Annotated in this window: 21 protein-coding genes; 7 read left to right on the plus strand and 14 right to left on the minus strand. The window is 36.1% G+C overall.

Annotated features, from left to right (window positions below; all coding sequences use genetic code 11):
• Positions 1 to 194: 194 nt before the first annotated feature.
• From ACSAMO_RS05500 to ACSAMO_RS05515, 4 genes are all read left to right on the plus strand, one after another.
• The gene (locus tag ACSAMO_RS05500; protein WP_499210000.1) at positions 195 to 626 is read left to right on the plus strand and encodes a sigma factor-like helix-turn-helix DNA-binding protein; all 432 of its coding nucleotides are present in this window, start codon (positions 195 to 197) and stop codon (positions 624 to 626) included.
• Positions 623 to 859 (plus strand): helix-turn-helix domain-containing protein, encoded by a 237-nt coding sequence (locus ACSAMO_RS05505; RefSeq protein ID WP_499210001.1) that lies wholly within the window; start codon positions 623 to 625, stop codon positions 857 to 859. The genes ACSAMO_RS05500 and ACSAMO_RS05505 overlap by 4 nt, the downstream gene beginning before the upstream one ends.
• A 467-nt stretch (positions 860 to 1,326) precedes the next feature.
• Positions 1,327 to 1,503 (plus strand): hypothetical protein, encoded by a 177-nt coding sequence (locus ACSAMO_RS05510; protein WP_022230691.1) that lies wholly within the window; start codon positions 1,327 to 1,329, stop codon positions 1,501 to 1,503.
• 88 nt (positions 1,504 to 1,591) lie between these two features.
• Positions 1,592 to 3,325: a recombinase family protein gene (locus ACSAMO_RS05515; protein ID WP_499210002.1), complete on the plus strand. Its 1,734-nt coding sequence runs from the start codon at positions 1,592 to 1,594 to the stop codon at positions 3,323 to 3,325.
• A gap of 159 nt (positions 3,326 to 3,484) precedes the next feature.
• Here ACSAMO_RS05515 and ACSAMO_RS05520 read toward each other — a convergent pair whose 3' ends face one another.
• From ACSAMO_RS05520 to ACSAMO_RS05540, 5 genes are all read right to left on the minus strand, one after another.
• Complete coding sequence (locus ACSAMO_RS05520) at positions 3,485 to 4,711, minus strand: IS256 family transposase (protein WP_412578855.1); 1,227 nt, start codon at positions 4,709 to 4,711, stop codon at positions 3,485 to 3,487.
• 335 nt (positions 4,712 to 5,046) lie between these two features.
• Positions 5,047 to 5,586: a PBECR4 domain-containing protein gene (locus tag ACSAMO_RS05525; RefSeq protein WP_176815499.1), complete on the minus strand. Its 540-nt coding sequence runs from the start codon at positions 5,584 to 5,586 to the stop codon at positions 5,047 to 5,049.
• Between the two features lie 508 nt (positions 5,587 to 6,094).
• The gene (locus tag ACSAMO_RS05530) at positions 6,095 to 6,304 is read right to left on the minus strand and encodes a RepB family protein (protein ID WP_499210003.1); all 210 of its coding nucleotides are present in this window, start codon (positions 6,302 to 6,304) and stop codon (positions 6,095 to 6,097) included.
• Between the two features lie 431 nt (positions 6,305 to 6,735).
• Positions 6,736 to 6,951 carry a helix-turn-helix domain-containing protein gene (locus tag ACSAMO_RS05535; RefSeq protein WP_117967111.1) on the minus strand — a complete coding sequence of 72 codons (216 nt, stop codon included), beginning with the start codon at positions 6,949 to 6,951 and terminating at the stop codon, positions 6,736 to 6,738.
• 122 nt (positions 6,952 to 7,073) lie between these two features.
• The gene (locus tag ACSAMO_RS05540) at positions 7,074 to 7,271 is read right to left on the minus strand and encodes a hypothetical protein (RefSeq protein WP_499210004.1); all 198 of its coding nucleotides are present in this window, start codon (positions 7,269 to 7,271) and stop codon (positions 7,074 to 7,076) included.
• A 456-nt stretch (positions 7,272 to 7,727) separates the two neighbouring features.
• On the opposite strand from ACSAMO_RS05540, the gene ACSAMO_RS05545 reads away from it, so the two are divergent.
• The 3 genes from ACSAMO_RS05545 to ACSAMO_RS05555 all read left to right on the plus strand — a co-directional run bounded on the left by ACSAMO_RS05545 (position 7,728) and on the right by ACSAMO_RS05555 (position 9,393).
• Complete coding sequence (locus ACSAMO_RS05545; protein WP_499210005.1) at positions 7,728 to 8,171, plus strand: HIRAN domain-containing protein; 444 nt, start codon at positions 7,728 to 7,730, stop codon at positions 8,169 to 8,171.
• Between the two features lie 140 nt (positions 8,172 to 8,311).
• Entirely contained in the window at positions 8,312 to 8,641 is a 330-nt protein-coding gene (locus tag ACSAMO_RS05550; protein ID WP_117967116.1) for a Lar family restriction alleviation protein, read from the plus strand.
• 200 nt (positions 8,642 to 8,841) lie between these two features.
• Complete coding sequence (locus ACSAMO_RS05555; RefSeq protein ID WP_499210006.1) at positions 8,842 to 9,393, plus strand: hypothetical protein; 552 nt, start codon at positions 8,842 to 8,844, stop codon at positions 9,391 to 9,393.
• Positions 9,394 to 9,435: 42 nt separating this feature from the next.
• Here ACSAMO_RS05555 and ACSAMO_RS05560 read toward each other — a convergent pair whose 3' ends face one another.
• The 9 genes from ACSAMO_RS05560 to ACSAMO_RS05600 form a co-directional block, all read right to left on the minus strand.
• Positions 9,436 to 10,944: a phage tail spike protein gene (locus tag ACSAMO_RS05560; protein ID WP_499210007.1), complete on the minus strand. Its 1,509-nt coding sequence runs from the start codon at positions 10,942 to 10,944 to the stop codon at positions 9,436 to 9,438.
• A complete protein-coding gene (locus ACSAMO_RS05565) occupies positions 10,845 to 11,186 on the minus strand; it encodes a hypothetical protein (protein ID WP_499210008.1) in 342 nt (113 codons plus the stop codon). The genes ACSAMO_RS05560 and ACSAMO_RS05565 overlap by 100 nt, the downstream gene beginning before the upstream one ends.
• A 66-nt stretch (positions 11,187 to 11,252) precedes the next feature.
• Complete coding sequence (locus ACSAMO_RS05570) at positions 11,253 to 12,140, minus strand: sigma-70 family RNA polymerase sigma factor (protein ID WP_499210009.1); 888 nt, start codon at positions 12,138 to 12,140, stop codon at positions 11,253 to 11,255.
• A 115-nt stretch (positions 12,141 to 12,255) separates the two neighbouring features.
• Entirely contained in the window at positions 12,256 to 12,558 is a 303-nt protein-coding gene (locus ACSAMO_RS05575; protein WP_117967132.1) for a hypothetical protein, read from the minus strand.
• A gap of 13 nt (positions 12,559 to 12,571) precedes the next feature.
• Positions 12,572 to 12,769, minus strand: coding sequence for a hypothetical protein (locus ACSAMO_RS05580; RefSeq protein WP_499210010.1), 198 nt, complete (start codon positions 12,767 to 12,769; stop codon positions 12,572 to 12,574).
• Between the two features lie 332 nt (positions 12,770 to 13,101).
• Positions 13,102 to 14,982 (minus strand): DUF927 domain-containing protein, encoded by a 1,881-nt coding sequence (locus tag ACSAMO_RS05585; protein ID WP_499210011.1) that lies wholly within the window; start codon positions 14,980 to 14,982, stop codon positions 13,102 to 13,104.
• Complete coding sequence (locus tag ACSAMO_RS05590; protein ID WP_412294022.1) at positions 14,960 to 15,550, minus strand: CHC2 zinc finger domain-containing protein; 591 nt, start codon at positions 15,548 to 15,550, stop codon at positions 14,960 to 14,962. Before ACSAMO_RS05590 ends, ACSAMO_RS05585 begins: the two co-directional genes overlap by 23 nt.
• 6 nt (positions 15,551 to 15,556) lie before the next feature.
• Complete coding sequence (locus ACSAMO_RS05595; protein ID WP_117968961.1) at positions 15,557 to 15,817, minus strand: MerR family transcriptional regulator; 261 nt, start codon at positions 15,815 to 15,817, stop codon at positions 15,557 to 15,559.
• The gene (locus ACSAMO_RS05600; protein ID WP_412294021.1) at positions 15,810 to 15,995 is read right to left on the minus strand and encodes a hypothetical protein; all 186 of its coding nucleotides are present in this window, start codon (positions 15,993 to 15,995) and stop codon (positions 15,810 to 15,812) included. Before ACSAMO_RS05600 ends, ACSAMO_RS05595 begins: the two co-directional genes overlap by 8 nt.
• Positions 15,996 to 16,074 lie beyond the last annotated feature (79 nt).

Raw genomic sequence — 16,074 nt, forward strand, 5'->3', positions numbered from 1 at the left:
GATAAATAAAATAAAATGATATGTTTTTTTATAAGACCTCCGCCCGATATGCTTGATTTTTCTTACAAACTTTTTGCTAAAATACAGAGAATTTTTATTAAATGTTTTTTCTGAAAACAAGCAGAAATTTATCTAATTATTTGTTCCCCATATGAGGGATAAAAAATCAGTTTTCGGTGTTAGGAGTTAAAACTATGAGAGAATTTTCAGAACAGGACAAGCAGCGCATATCAAAACAATTTTGTTCCTTTTGTTGCAGCGTCCTAAAAAATGAAGCAAACAATATAAGAGCTGAATATAAACACTATGCAGATTTGGAAATGGATTTTAGTTTCCTAAGTGACAAGGAACAGGCAGAATTATATACATTTGATTGCTATTTTGTAACCGATAATGTTTTCAATGTATGTGATACTCGTATCATAGTATCTAACAATATGTTGGCAGAAGCTATAAACAAACTTCCTTGTGATTTAAGAGATATTGTTTTACTATCATACTTTGCAAATATGCCTGATATAGAAATAGCAAAACAGCTTGATTTAAGCTATTGGATTGTTTTTCGGGCGCGCATACGCGCATTAAAACGATTAAAGGCAATTATCAGTACGGAGGGCATTAAGTGAAAAAAACTTTATCAGACATTCCTTTTTCAATAATCGAAAAAGCAATAAATGAAGACATAGAAGCCATTGATTACATACTTGCTCATTATAGAAATTACATAATTCGTTTGTCTACGAGGGTTGCCCGTGATGAAAATAATAATGAATATATGTATGTAGATGATGATATGCGTTCAAGACTTGAAAATAAACTAATTTATAGTATTATAAAAAAATTTAAAATCTTGTCTTAAAATAGTGCGGGGTGCTTTAAGCACTCCGTAAAGTACACGATTTATCCGATATAAACGCATTATATCTCTAATGCGCTTATATGGGCTAAAATCCCCTTTGTTCTTTGACAACTGAATAATCCAATCATCAAATACTTTCTTTCCGAGCAGGAGCCGGCGGCTCGCCGTAATGAATGTAACAGCTTCTACCATACAAACAGTATGCCGAGTACGGACGTTTTACATTTTAGCGATAAGACCGTCAATAACTATCGGCTTGCAACCGATACGGCCACGATTGACGAAAAGTATAATGATACTCCCGCCTTGAACGCGTCACTGCATTGGGTGGCTGGACGAGAACCGTGCAGGGGTGAAATTCCCGTGATACTGATTAGCTATCAGTAGTTTGATGATTGTTTGAGTGATTGGGTTATTACTCTCGGTAGGTGGATTTAACATAAAATATTTATGGAGGTTCACTATTTATGAATGACACTACTCAAAACTTAGAACACAAAAATATTTGTAATAAAAAATCCCTTGACGCTGAAATTACATATCAAGTCAATGGAACCTCATTTGTTGTACAACCGATATTCAAAGAGAAATCTTTCGAAACATTAGGCTCTGTTTTATTACGGCTTATGACATCAAGCGAATAAAATTTTTAAAACAGGCTGACAGACGGTTAAAAGCGCGGTATAATATAAATGTAATACTGTTTATTTGACTGTCTGAAAGGAGGAAATAATGAAGCGGTCAAATAACAAACAAAAAGAAATGACAGCGGCTTTATATGTTCGTTTAAGCCGTGATGATAACTTAGAGGGCGATAGTTACAGTATAGGCAACCAAAAGAAATTACTAACCAAAATTGCAAAGGAAAAAGGCTATACAAATTTATTGATATTTTGCGACGACGGTATTTCGGGCGTTACAATGGAACGTCCCGGATATAAAGCTATGATTGAAGCGATAGAAAACAATAAAATTTCAGCCGTCTTTGTAAAAGACCTTTCAAGATTGGGACGTAATTATATTGAGGTCGGCAGACTTACGGAAGAATTTTTCCCTGAATATGATATACGGCTTGTTGCTGTTTCTGATAATATAGATACACAAGAGGGCGAAAATGAGCTTGCGCCAATAAAAAATCTTTTTAATGAATGGTATGCGCGCGATATTTCAAAAAAACGCCGTATCAGTAACAAGATAAAGGGTAATGCGGGCGAACCGCTCGGACTTCCCCCGTATGGATATATCAGAAATCCTGACGGAAAGAATTGGATTGTTGATGAAGAAGCCGCAAAGGTAGTCAAACATATTTATGATATGGCGCTTGGCGGTTTAGGTACAGACCAAATCGCTTGCAGGCTGGAGGAAGAAAAAATCCTTACTCCTGTAAACTATTGGTATAGTAAAGGGATAAGCCGTCCGGGCTTGAAAAGCTCTCAGGAATATCCTTATAAATGGCACCACTCAACAATTATCAATATACTTTCCAAACAGGAGTATTGCGGTGATGTGATAAACTTTAAAACCTATTCTAAGTCATACAAAAATAAAAAGCGTTATGAGAATGACAAAGAGAATTGGGCGATATTTAAAGATATTCACGAACCAATTATAGACCGTACCGTTTGGGAAAAGATACAGGAACGCCGAAGCAGACGAACACGCAAAAAGCCAGTAACAGGCGAAGATAAGAATATGTTTTCGGGATTGCTGGTATGCGCGGACTGCGGAAGCAAACTCGGTTATCATTTCAATCAGGCTAATCACGATATAACCTATTTTAATTGTATGGGATATAACAGGGGCAGCAGAAAAATATGTACCTCAACACATTATATCCGTACTGATTTTTTAGAGCAGGTTGTACTCGGTGAAATCAAACGCTTAATGAAATTTGCCACTCTATATGAAAATGAATTTGCTAAAATTGTTATGGGAAATTCGATTAAAACGGCAGAGCAGGAACGACGCTCCAAACAAAAGGAACTTAACTCCTTGCTTGCGCGTGATAAAGAGCTTGACTTACTTTTTGAAAAAATTTATGAGGATAACACTCTTGGACGCATAAGCGACGACAGATTTTCAAAATTGTCTGTAAAATATGAAACAGAACAAAAAGAAAATGAAGTAAAAATCAATGAACTTCAAGCGGAGCTTGATAATGAACAGAATAGAGCTGTTACAAGCGATATGTTTTTATCTTCTGTTCGTAAATATACAAGGGCAAGGAAACTGACACCGAGAATGTTAAACGAATTGATTGACAAGATAGAAGTATATCAGGCTGAAAAAATAGACGGTAAAAAGGTACAGCGGCTTAAAATTCATTATAACTGTATCGGAGCTATTGAAATACCTGATTTAAGTAAATTACCTGAAAATAACGTATCAGTACATACACGTCAGGGCGTAAATGTTCAGTATGCTGCGCTTGCCGTAATGAACGAGTGTGTGAGATTATTTCTGTAAATTTAATTTTTCTATGATAAAATACTTAGTTTTATTTTGGCAGATAAGCAAAATTCAGCTTATCTGCCTTTTTGTAATATAGCACGGATTTTCTTCCGCGTCAAGAGCGGTCTTGTAAAAGACCGTATTTTTTACACTATATAAATATAAAAATATATGCTAAACAAGTCGTCCATCATACATAATTGACAGTTCTCCGTAAACTCTGCCCCAATTTCTAAGTGGCATTGTCCACTTCTTTGTTGCTTCAAAGGTTGCCAAATACAGTGCCTTTAAAAGGGCTGTATCGCTCGGAAATACGCTCCTTTGGCTATTCAATCGACGAAGTACGCTATTAAGGCTTTCTATTGCATTTGTTGTATACATAACTTTTCTGACTTCTGCTGAAAATTTGAACATCGGTGATAAAACATCCCAATTTTCTTCCCATCTTCTCATCGCATTAGGATACTTTTCTTGCCATTTTTTTGTGACACTCTGCATACGTTCGTATCCGCTTTCTTCGTTCGGTGCATGGTATATACTCTTTAAATCATTTGCAAATGCTTTTTTGTCTTTTTCCGCTACATATTTCAATGTATTGCGCACTTGATGGACAATGCAACGCTGATACTCCGTATTTGGATAGGCTGCTGCTATTGATTCCTTTATCCCTGATAAACCGTCTGCACATAATATTAATATATCTCTAACACCACGATTTTTGAGTTCATTTAAAACTCCCAGCCAATATTTCGCACTCTCATTTTCGCCAATGGTTATGCTTAAAACTTCCTTCTTACCCTCGTCATTTACACCAAGAATTATGTATGCAGCTATCTTTTTCACTATATGCTCATCACGAACCGAAAAGTGGATTGCATCAATGAAAACTATCGGATACACAGCTGATAAAGGGCGTTGTTGCCATTCTTCTATTTGAGGTAATATTTTATTTGTAACTGCGGTTACCATACTTTCGCTTACCTCAAAACCATATATATCTTCCACAATATCAGAAATTTGTCTTGTTGTCATGCCCTTTGCAGACATAGCAATGATTTTTTGTTCTATTGCTGATATGTCCTTCTTTCGTTTAGGGACTATCTGCGGTTCAAAATCACCGTCACGGTCTTGTGGAACATCAATAGGTATCTCGCCATAAGAACTACGAAGTTTTTTGTGTTTTACTCCATTTCGATAATCCGGATTGTCACTGCGTTCATATTCGTCATAGCCTAAATGTTCATCCAGTTCAGCTTCCATCATTTCCTGAATAGTACCGCCTAACAGATCCTTTAGTGCCTCTTGAATATCTTCTGCTGTCTTGATGTTGTATTCCTGAATCAATCCGGCAATGATATTCTTCTTTCCTTCACTCATTCTTTCTCGTCTACGTCTTGCCATAAAAAAATTCCTCCTATGATTTATTTATATTCTATCATAGAAGGATTATTTTTTACAGACTTTTTCTCACACTCTCGTATGAACACAAAAAAAGAATGTCCTTATTGGTTCAAGTCCAATAAGGACACTCGGTATGGTTGCGGAGACTGGACTTGAACCAGCGACCTTCGGGTTATGAGTAGTATATTATATTTTACTCACGCTTTCACACCATACCCCAAAACCGCATAACAAAGCCATTTTCATAACTATTACTTTTTATACTTTACCGTACTTTGTCCGCTGTTTTTATATGTGTAGCGGACAAATAGCGGACAGAATTTTTATATACAATATCATCTATATTTTTCTATTTTAACATCTACAATGTTATACGTTTCTTGATTTCTTATGTAATAATCATTATCTTGCACTATAAACGTTTCAGGATAATATATATCTTTACCGTTTCTGTCATACGCAAAGCCTAAATGTGCTATATCTTCTCCGTAGTCTTTAAACAACATATATTGCGTTAAAAGCGTTGTCTGCGGTACTTTTCTATAATCAAAATCTATTATAATTTTTGAATTCATAACATTATCAATATCCGGAAAATACTCCAACCTTTTTCTTATATCCTCATAATGAGAACTTTTAATAATATCATCAAAGGTTATTTTCCCTTTTATAATATTTCGATAAATTGAATTAGCGTTATTGTATTGTGTTTTTTTAAGCTGTACTATATCAGTCAATTTATGCAGTCCTAACAAATGATAAAAGTGTTTTTTCTGAAATCCCACCGTAAAATTAATACCACAATCCAAAAATAAAGTATAGTTATACCCCGCATAAGTTTTATATTTGTTTATACATTCATTTAATAAATCCATTTGTATCTCCTAAACAAAAACGCCCCAAATATCTTGGGGCGCAATATGCTGTTATCACTTTTTCTTTCGGAGGTTATCCCTCCTATTCAAGAATTGGCTAAGTGAGAACCACTAAGAGCCTCAATAAAAAACTCCTTGAAAAAGCTATTATATCACAGGCTATATTTAAGTATATCTTTGTTGTATTTATATTATACCAACTTTTTTGATTTTTGTCAACTCAATATTGTAAGTTAGGACACTTTAAGAATGAATATGAAAAGATATGACAATTATATTAACATTTCCGCTCCGAAAACTCCTTGCGTTCCTTATAAAAATCATAAGTATATTTACCGCTATATCGGCATAAATACAGACTTTTCAGCCGTTCACTTCTTTTATAAAAGCCTTTTTCATTTTCGGAGTGCGTATTTAACCTTTTAATAAATTTGCCTATGCTTCCGATATATAAAAAAACCGCTTACGGCGGCGGATATGTTAAGCATTCCGCCGCATAAAGCGGCTTTTATTCTGTTCTATTTTCTTTCAATACTTTTAATTGTGGTATTTCGTCCTCTAAAAGCTCATTTATTAACTTGTTTGTAGATTTGCCTTGTGAGGCGGCATAATTGCTTATAACCTCTTTAGAGCCTTTAAAAACACGCACCTTAATTTCATCATATGCTTTGGAATTATATTTAGCTACTGCCTTTTGTTGAGCCTTTGAAACTGCCATATTATCACCTATTTTCTACTTGACTTTGTTGTTGATATGTGGTATAGTTTAGATATAAAAGGAACGGTTTTAACTGTTCCGCTCTAATAAGCTTTAAATAAGCCGCTTAGTTTGGTAGACAGGGCGGCTTATTTTTTTATGTTTTTAAATAATTCAATTAGTTTATCAATCAATGCTATGCAAATAAGTAAGTTTATTATGCCTAACACTGTATTTATCAAATCATTCACTTTAACACCCCCTTATATGTTTTAGTACAGTTTACACCTCCTAAAATCATTATAAAGGGCGGAACAGCCGCCACCGTTCCAATATATCAAGGTCACATAAATTTCTTTATCACCTACAATTAATATCTTAACTGCAATTTTATTATAACACACTTTAAATACTGTGTACAGTGGTATTTTAATTATACATCTGCACCGTTGTTATTCAGTTTCATCTTCAACATATTCCATTATATCGCCCGGTTGACATTCAAGTAATTTACAAATAGTAGATATATTTTCCCACGAAACAGGCTCTTTATTTCGTAGTTTTTGAACAGTAGCCTCACCCATCAATTTATTTTTTCTTATGCGATATGTTGAATAACCCTTTTCTTTTAACCCCGCTAAAATATCAATTTTATATTTTATAGGCATAATACAAAAACCCCCTTGACATTCCGATATTTTTATAATAGAATGTAAGCAAGAGGAATAACAACAGTTATTTCTGCAAGTTGTTAAAATAAATTTAACCGTCTACTGTGCAGAGTAGGCGGTTATTTTTTTATATTTTTATCTGACATCATTCTATTTTCTATCGATTTTTTTATATAGCCGTTTACACTTTCACTTGCATTTTCGGCGGCGGTTTTTATTTCTTGATATTTTTCTTTTGTGACATCTAAAGGTATTCTTTTTAGCTTTTTCTTGGCGTATTCTATATCATACTGTGATTTACTTTTTTTATCTGTCATATTATCACCCCTTGACAATACATATATTTTTTGATAAAATACAAGTAGATAAAGGAGTGACTTAACGGTCATTCTGTTAATATGAATTTTTTAGATGTAGAAGAATTTCTACCCTAAGCCGTTCACTTTGGCAGAAGTGGGCGGCTTATTTTTTTATCACATATACAAGCAAAAACAAAATGATTAATACCAAAGTGCTTTCACTCATTATATTTTGTTCCTTTCCCCGTAAGTCAGAACAACCGCCCAAGTCACCCCCGACACTACAGGAGATTAAATATAATCTTTAATCTAAGATTATTATAACATACTTTGAATACTGTGTACATAGTTACATTATACAAAAACTATGTACATATTTTATACATATTGCATATTGATTTATTACTATGTACATAGTATAATATAACCGTAGTCAAGGTTGACTACACAAAAAAACGAAAGGAGTAAACCACAATGAAGTATGATAAGAAAATAAAGAGCCGTATCTGCATAATAGCAAACAGATTGAAGAAAATGGGCTTAACACTTTCCGCCGCATTTAAAAAGGCTTGGGAGCTGATAAAAGGCAACACCATTGAAAGCAAGATTGCCGGAGTAACAAAAGGAAACAGACAAAAGGCATTACACAGAATATTCACACACTACAAACCAAAGCAAGTAAGAGTATGGCTTGAACGTGACAAGGCGAATTTACACGATAACAACGCAGTAGCGGTTATGATAAGTGTAAACAATTCTATGCCGTACAAAATAGGCTATATTCCAAAGAATTTAGCTTATGTCATATCAGCAATAGCCGATAAAGGAATTAAGCTTAAAACCACCTTTAAAGAGGTTAGAGGGCATTACACCCGTTTTATGAATTACGGGGCGGTAATAACCTTGCAATTATCATAAAAGAAAAGCCTTGTATAAGCTACCAACTCATACAAGGCAAGTGCATTACCACCAGAAGAGGAAATACACACAAGTTTATCACACAAATAAATTATAGTGCATTTCCTCTATAAAGTCAATATTATTAGGAGGATTTAATAATGAACCGAAATAATTTCTTTGCTTTTATAAGCTCTAAAGATGAAAATGATATTCTTACCGTTAAATACGAAACAAAAAATAAAGAAACCGTTACCGAACAATTCAAGCACAAAAAATTACACGCTTGTCCTTTTTGCGGCGGCAAGGCTCGTTTAATTCCGCTTAGTTCATACGGTAGCCCTTGTGTAAAAGTACAGTGCGAACATTGCCGCTCTTGTACTGTTATAGCCGTTACCGGTCAAGATATGATAACAAAAAAATTTCACGATTGGCTTGATGTTCTATCGGATGTTATAAAGCGTTGGAACACTCGCACGCATACAGCTTAACGAAATAAAGTGCCTACCATTCGGTAAGCGTTTGATATAACAGTTGTTAATATATTTTTGCTGTTTTTAAATTTCTTTCAATTATAGCGCGCGTGTGCGTGCGCGAACACCTTAACAAAACTTAACAAAAATCAATTTTCCGCCGCTTGCATTTTTCATTTTAAGGGTATATACTGAAAGAAAAAAGGAGGCTACAAGCTATGAAAAACAAATTTATATTAGGTTTTATAACAGGCGGTATAATCTGTGCGACCGCGACAGGTTTCGCCGTAGAATATGTCGTAACGGCTAACCCGTTTCCTGTTGCCGTAAACGGTACGGAAACAGCGATTGAGGGTTATAACATCAACGATAATACATATTTCAAATTACGTGACGTTGCCGACGCTGTCGGCGGTTTCAATGTTGGTTTCAGTGACAACACTATTACGATTGATACAGATACCGCCGCAGAACCAACACCAACACCGACTGCAAAGCCGTCAACCACTTCCGACTTATCGCCGTTACCCGAAGTGGCAATCGAAGTAATTGACGGTGTGCAGTATGTTCGCAAAGAAAATATTGAAGAAATGCTTGAAGATATCGGGTTAGGTCAATACAAATTTACATCTGTTGTATTTTATGATAGCACCCGTGATGACGGCAAAGCCATTCTTGAAAATGTACCGCACCCCGAAGACACTAACTCCCTAATTCCATATGATTATTATGTTTCAACTGTTATACCCACTATAAATAGTTTGAGATAATACAAAGACCTGTACTATTCTTGTGTACAGGTCTTTGTTTTTTTAATTTTCCAACTCTGATATTTTTGCCTTTAGTTGTCTGATTTCTTCCATAATATCTTTTAAATCATCGGTATTCAATAGACGGTTGCCGTTCTGCATAACCTTTGTCGCATTTAATTCTATTGATGACATTGCCCCGATTGCAAGGTTATTACCGCCGTTTGTAGTCTTAATGCTTGTATATCCGCTTAATAATATACCGCTTTCATCAGACCATTTATATATCGTCTTGCCCTCGTCGTTCACATATGAGCTGATATATCCAACTCTTAAATACTGTCCTACACTTGCGTCTTTATTTACATTGATGTCGGTATCTGATTCAATCTTTGCACCTCTTATTGTACCGCTGAAAATTCCGTTACCCTTTTCATCAAAAAATATTACAGGGTTTCCGTCAACGTCATATAACAGAAATACAAATTGTTTTTTATTGTCAACTTCATCATTACCGATATGTATTCTATCTCTTTGACTGTCCTTTATCGTCAGCAAATCGCCGACAATCTTCAACAGCTCATTGTCGCTCTGCACTTCGTTTCGGTCTGTGTTCACCGTTCCTTGTACTTTGCGAATGTTTACGCTGTTATTCGCCGTCTGCCACTTTGCAAATTTCTTTGCTTTTTCTGACGTCTGCCATAGTTCGATAAAAAAATCACGTCTGATATGCCCGATTGATATATTGCTCTCTTTCGGCTCCAACGGATATGCCTGATACTCAATTACCCTCTGCACATATTCCGTTCCGTCAATATCAAATACGTGTACCGTATCGCCTATTTCCAACTTTTCCGCCGCACCGTATTCAGCTAATTTGGATAGGTCAATCAATTTACCGCTGATTGTCAACTGCGGTGCATCTATTCTATCTTCGTTGTCCTCGTCAAACTCCCATTTAGCATTTCTCAACAGCTTTTCCGCTGACGTATAGTCGCTGTAATCTTTGTACCCCTCTTGTACTCCGTATTTTTCAATGTTTGGACTGTCTATATATGCTTTGCCGCCGTTTACACTGCTGACCGTTAAATCGTCACTTCCGAACGCCCATAAACGCGTTATCATATCGCTTACGTTGCGTTCTATTGATATGCTTCGCATATTCTTTTCTAAACGCAGTCTGACGCCGTTATCTGTGCCGATACGTTCAACAATGGCTATGTTACATACAACGTTGTTACTGCTGTCAATGCCTGTTTCGTGATATATTTCGCCACGCCCCAAATTTTCTATTATCGTTTTTATAACGTCCCACAAATTCGTTTTGTCGGTAGAGAAAAAATCAATTAACAGTTTGTCATCTGCTACCCACTTCATTCCTTTGGCGGTAAGCTCTGCCTCTGTCATAATGTGAAAAATGCACCTTTCCCCGACATACTTTTTAAATTCTGATATAATATCAATCGCTTGTTTTAGAACATATCTTGAACTTTTACCGATATTGTCGCCGATTGTCGGTATAAATGCTTTCTGTGCCTCATATACGAAATGCGGTGTACCGTAAACGTGCAATGTGTCTGTACCGTTTGTATTCGCGTTGTTCGGCTGATTTCGTATATATGACCGTTTACACTAACCAACATATTTTGACTGATTAGACGCGCCTTTTCGTCGTATGGATAGTCAAACTCAATACTTCCTGTATCGTTCAATATCCTTGTTTCCTTGATATTATATGCGTTGTTCAGCACCTCGCCTGTTTCAAAACTGTCTGTATATCTGTCGTGCAATCGCATAAATGTTATCTGTCCCATTTGTATAAGTCCTCCTATTTTTATCATTTTGTCGGTAAACCGTTTTAAAACAGCTTACTTTTTTACTTATCCGCCGCTTTTGCTGTTTTCAAGTTGCTTTTTCAAGTATTCACGCTGTAAAACCGTTTGTTCTGTGGAGCTTGTCCAAGTTGTATTGAATGCACTTACTCCCCTATGGTTATAAAACAATGTGCGGCGGTCAATATCTTCATCAAGCAACCGTCTTGATATTCTCGGGTGTCGGAGTTTTCTTAACCCCTTTCTTTTCAACTGTCGCACCCACTCAACAGATTTATCAACCTTTTGTGCTATTGCCGTATATGGCAACCCCTCAAGGTATGACATTCTTATAACTTCTTTTTCTTCTTCCGGCAGTTCATTTATAGCCTCGCCGACTACTTGGCTTATATATCGTCTTTCATCAGCGGCGGCAATATCATTTTCAAAATCAATTCTATTATCCGCTATGGTATCCCCTACCGTTAAATTATCAACCCCTTTCACGTCCTCATAAATTGACTTTATCGGCTTTGCGACGTTTAATATATAATTTACCGTCTTAACGTCCATACTCATATTTAAGGCTAATTCTGTGTATGTCGGGTATCTTCCGAGTGATTGCATAAGCTCCGAACGCTTACGCAGTATTTGCCGCCTTTGACTGTAAACATATTCGGGCAAGTCCGAGCATTTAAGTTTACCTCGTTGTATTGCCGTTTGAATGTGATATTTTGCGTATGTAAGGAATTTATACCCTTTACTTTCATCAAATCTTTTTACCGCCTCATAAAGTCCAAAATAAGAGTCTTGCATTGCGTCCTCAAAATCTTCCGGTTGCTCGATTCCGATATGCTTTATAATCGCTATTATAAAACTCCTGCAATTCTGATACAATTCGGACATCAAACCTTTTTCGCCTTGCTTTATACGCTTAACAAGTTCTTCATTACTCATTGATATTCCGCCTCCCATATGATAAAATTATTATAGCGGCGGAAATGTCAAGTTTTATCAGGTTTTTATAAATCACAAATCGCAGTAAATTCCGAGTATTTCCGAGTATTTCGCATTACTCATTATTTTTATATACCGCCGCAAATCGTTGCAATATCTCTTGTTGCCGCCTTTTGCCCTCTTGCTTGTCAATGAGTTTTTCAGCATAAGCGATATACACATCCGCAAGCTTTACGATTATAACCGCCTCATCAGCCGTAAACAAATTATTAAAATAATCTCGTTTATATTCACTTGCAAAGTTACCGTTCTTTATGTATAGCTTTGCATAGTGATTGGCTTGACGTTTGTAATATTCAACTTTATTCTTTGTAAGTTGTTGTATCGCACTCGGTAATATATCTTTTATATGTTCCAATATATGCACCTCTTTAGTTACTGTTCCACAAGTCCAATTTACCCCTTATATCAAGCGGTACATTTTCGCCCTCGTTTAACCTTACATCTAAGCCATACATATAAATCATATGCAACACCTCCGCTTTTGCAAGCTCTATTACTTGGCTATCGTCAAGGTTTGGATAAACCTCTTTTATTTCGTCTACTATTTTCTTTATACCTAAGTCCATATTACTTTACTCCTTTTTTGTCGTGTCTTACTGTCTGTCTTGCGCTTTTCTTACGTTTTTTCGGTAGTAGGTAAGCCCGATAAACCGCATAGCTAAGCCATTTTCAGTAAAAGTCTTACTGTCTTGCCGATTTTTTTAGTGTATATCTATATATATTTATAAAAAAATAATATATATTTTTTTGTTTCTATATACTATATATAATAATTAGGTAAGACAAGTAAGATATATATATTAATATATGTAAATAGTAAGTATTTAAGCGGTTTTGGGTGGTCTTACCTTTTTCAAAAATCGAGTAAGTCCAAAGATAAGACAGTAAGACTTATTTATTAAAATGGTGAAGTATCAGATACTTCTGTATATTCGTTATCTCTGCATACAAGTTTTATATAACTCGCTTTCCAACCTCGCACCTTTGTTTGATGTACATACTTACCTTGTGAGTTCCTCATAATATACCCACGTTCAGCGAATTTTCTCATAACCGAACCGTAGTCAAAGCTATTACGTTGCAGACACTCGGTAAGTACACTCTTATTAATCGTAGCAACATCATTTTCAACCTTTCCCCACACTTCGCCGGTATCGTTGGTTGAGTCATTAAATTTATTTTTATTTTGAGCCACCCAATCGCACAACCATTTATAAGCACGTTCCACAATGTCAACTTCTGATTTTGTAGCCATAAACCGCTTAACGTCATTTACATTCAAGTTACATTCGTCCTTAAAAATATACTTAACCGCCAAACTATCGGCAAGCAACAAGAAAGCCATTGCCATACATTGCTTATCCGTTGTATCGGTGTCCGCCTGCAATTCTTTCAAAATATCTCTGTAACTGTTTATCAAATCCTTTTCTTCTTTCAGACGGCTTATAAATTCACGTCCTGCAAAGCCGTAATTATTACTTACAACATTCATTGTATAATTGCCGTCCTCAATAACAGTATCTTGTACTTCAAGGCTTATAACTCTGTTAATACTTCCGCCGCCGCTGTTATCCTTTACGATATTTTCTTCACCCGAACAAATAAAGCAATTCTTCCACTGCTTAACTTGCCTTATGCCGCCGCTTGCCGCTCCTTGTGTCTTATTCATACCCTCTGTGAGTGTCATAATCATTTGATTAAATGAAGTGTTTCCGCCTTTAATCGTCTGCAATTCATCAAGAATACAAGGCAGAGAATACATAAAAGCCGCCGTTTCGCTTATGCCGTATGAAGTACCGTTAAGCGTTCTCACAAGTCCGCCGCTCGGTTTTCCCCACACACTCGCCGCCACATTCAAAGCTACTGTTTTGCCTGCTCCCGTTCCGCCCCAAAGGTGAACGATAAAAGGCAAACCGCCTATAATTTCTATCAAAGGAGCGGCAAAGCTCGCCGCCATTGTAAGCCTTAAATAGATATTTTCCCGAAGTTTTAAACAGTGTTTTATCCACAATTCATAATTGCCCTTGCTCTCTATCGCTCTATATATCCCCAAAAACTCCGATATGCTGTCACATTTCACCTTATCCGAATACGGTACAAATTCGCCATTTTGCCACCCCAAACGGTTTACGGTATGTGATACTTTAATCAAGTTAATATTCTTCTGCATTAAGCATTGCAAATACTTAACAATATCTTTTGCCGTTTCAGAAGTTACGTCTATACTGAAGTTTGCCAATCGGATAATTTTCGTATTGCTCGCAATTACTTCACGTTCAACTTGCACTGTTTCCCAACGATTTCCGACGCAAAAAGCAAGTACAACCTTTTCACAATTATCTTGTATATTCCTTAATCTCTCAACAATTAAAAGCGGGTGTGAGCATATCGGCACAAGAATAAAATCCCCGTCTTTTGTTTTTGCCGTCTTTTTTACTCCCTCGTCATTTAAAATATAGTTACCGCAAGAATAAATGCCCTTTATATCCTCATATCCCTTTGGCATTGTACTAAGCTCCGCAACACCCGATACATTCGCCGCTATTTGCCTTTGAATATATTCTTTTTTAAATTGTTTAAGCTGTTCGTTGAATCTTGTTAATTGCTTTCGTTCCCTTGCCTCTGTACGAATTGTATTAATGCACTTTTCTTTTGTTTCCTTATCGTGAGTTTTGTATATTTCATCTAATAAATCACCGACCGTATCAGTGTCATATTCATACTCAAAAGCATTTTTACATATCTCTTTTATGTCATCATTGCTTAAACATTCGCTCAATATTTCTCACCTCTTTCGTATATATTAAATCTCTTTTATCCTCAAAGGTTCCGTTCGCCATTACGTCACAAAAATAATCCGCTATATCAATCTTTTTTACCGCCTCTGTGTATTTGTCTGAAAAATCGGTTACTTCGTCCGTAGGCTTGTAATTCACTATAATACTGTGTAATCGTTGACGATACCGCAGTAAAGCCGTTTCACACCGTTTAAATTTTGCACTATATACATTTTTGACTATCCTGTCCGTTTCCATTTTTTCTTTTGTGCCGTTTTCTTTACTGCACTTCTGCTTAAAGTCTATCCCCAAGCCGAAAGCGTCATTTAAAATCTTAACCGCCCCGATAAAGTCGGTTTTGTAAAACAGTTTTGTAAATTCAATCACATCACCGCCCACACCGCAACCGAAACACTTGAATATATTTTTAGTAGGGTGGATTGAAAATGACGGCGTTTTCTCGTGATGAAACGGACAACAAGCCTTGTTGTGCTTTAAGTTCACGCCTGCACGCTCCACAACGTCAACTATACTTACCCGTTCTTTTATGTACTCCGCATAATCTGTCATATTGCCCTACTCTGCTATTTTTCTTATTCCCGCGGCGGTTATCGGTTCGCTTTCAGTCGTTCCGGTACATAGATAATTATTAAGCACGTCCATATTAATAAGGTACTTCGCACCAATCTTTACCGACGGTATTTCTTTAGTTAATATAAGGCGGCGGAGTGCTTTTTCCGTTAATGCTGTGTATGGATCAGCTTGCTTGATTTCTTCTATTGCTTGTTTTATTCCTCGCATATGCGCGGTTTTTCTCGTTGGTATGGTATTAATCATTTTTATCACGCTCCTTTAAATCATCAATTATTTTGAATATCTGCTTCTTTTCCGCCTCCGATAATTCTTTTCTTAATTTTCTTGAGAAATTACCGTCAGTAATTCCGAGTGCGTCAGCTATTCGCCATAAATGCACCCCGTTTTCTTTTGCTTTTCTTCTGATTTCAGTGTTAGACATATTTTATCCTACCTTTCTTTTGTTTTTGTTGTTATATATTATAGCATAAAATATTAAACAAGTCAAATACTATTTAACT

The sequence above is a fragment of the Ructibacterium sp. SJQ-7 genome (assembly GCF_054696575.1).

Excerpts from the sequence above, each read along its gene's own strand:
- ACSAMO_RS05500 (WP_499210000.1), top strand. The coding sequence starts at position 195 with ATGAGAGAATTTTCAGAACAGGACAAGCAGCGCATATCAAAACAATTT.
- ACSAMO_RS05510 (WP_022230691.1), top strand. The coding sequence starts at position 1,327 with ATGAATGACACTACTCAAAACTTAGAACACAAAAATATTTGTAATAAA.
- ACSAMO_RS05515 (WP_499210002.1), top strand. The coding sequence starts at position 1,592 with ATGAAGCGGTCAAATAACAAACAAAAAGAAATGACAGCGGCTTTATAT.
- ACSAMO_RS05520 (WP_412578855.1), bottom strand. The coding sequence starts at position 4,711 with ATGGCAAGACGTAGACGAGAAAGAATGAGTGAAGGAAAGAAGAATATC.
- ACSAMO_RS05525 (WP_176815499.1), bottom strand. The coding sequence starts at position 5,586 with ATGGATTTATTAAATGAATGTATAAACAAATATAAAACTTATGCGGGG.
- ACSAMO_RS05530 (WP_499210003.1), bottom strand. The coding sequence starts at position 6,304 with ATGGCAGTTTCAAAGGCTCAACAAAAGGCAGTAGCTAAATATAATTCC.
- ACSAMO_RS05535 (WP_117967111.1), bottom strand. The coding sequence starts at position 6,951 with ATGCCTATAAAATATAAAATTGATATTTTAGCGGGGTTAAAAGAAAAG.
- ACSAMO_RS05540 (WP_499210004.1), bottom strand. The coding sequence starts at position 7,271 with ATGACAGATAAAAAAAGTAAATCACAGTATGATATAGAATACGCCAAG.
- ACSAMO_RS05545 (WP_499210005.1), top strand. The coding sequence starts at position 7,728 with ATGAAGTATGATAAGAAAATAAAGAGCCGTATCTGCATAATAGCAAAC.
- ACSAMO_RS05550 (WP_117967116.1), top strand. The coding sequence starts at position 8,312 with ATGAACCGAAATAATTTCTTTGCTTTTATAAGCTCTAAAGATGAAAAT.
- ACSAMO_RS05555 (WP_499210006.1), top strand. The coding sequence starts at position 8,842 with ATGAAAAACAAATTTATATTAGGTTTTATAACAGGCGGTATAATCTGT.
- ACSAMO_RS05565 (WP_499210008.1), bottom strand. The coding sequence starts at position 11,186 with ATGGGACAGATAACATTTATGCGATTGCACGACAGATATACAGACAGT.
- ACSAMO_RS05570 (WP_499210009.1), bottom strand. The coding sequence starts at position 12,140 with ATGAGTAATGAAGAACTTGTTAAGCGTATAAAGCAAGGCGAAAAAGGT.
- ACSAMO_RS05580 (WP_499210010.1), bottom strand. The coding sequence starts at position 12,769 with ATGGACTTAGGTATAAAGAAAATAGTAGACGAAATAAAAGAGGTTTAT.
- ACSAMO_RS05590 (WP_412294022.1), bottom strand. The coding sequence starts at position 15,550 with ATGACAGATTATGCGGAGTACATAAAAGAACGGGTAAGTATAGTTGAC.
- ACSAMO_RS05595 (WP_117968961.1), bottom strand. The coding sequence starts at position 15,817 with ATGATTAATACCATACCAACGAGAAAAACCGCGCATATGCGAGGAATA.
- ACSAMO_RS05600 (WP_412294021.1), bottom strand. The coding sequence starts at position 15,995 with ATGTCTAACACTGAAATCAGAAGAAAAGCAAAAGAAAACGGGGTGCAT.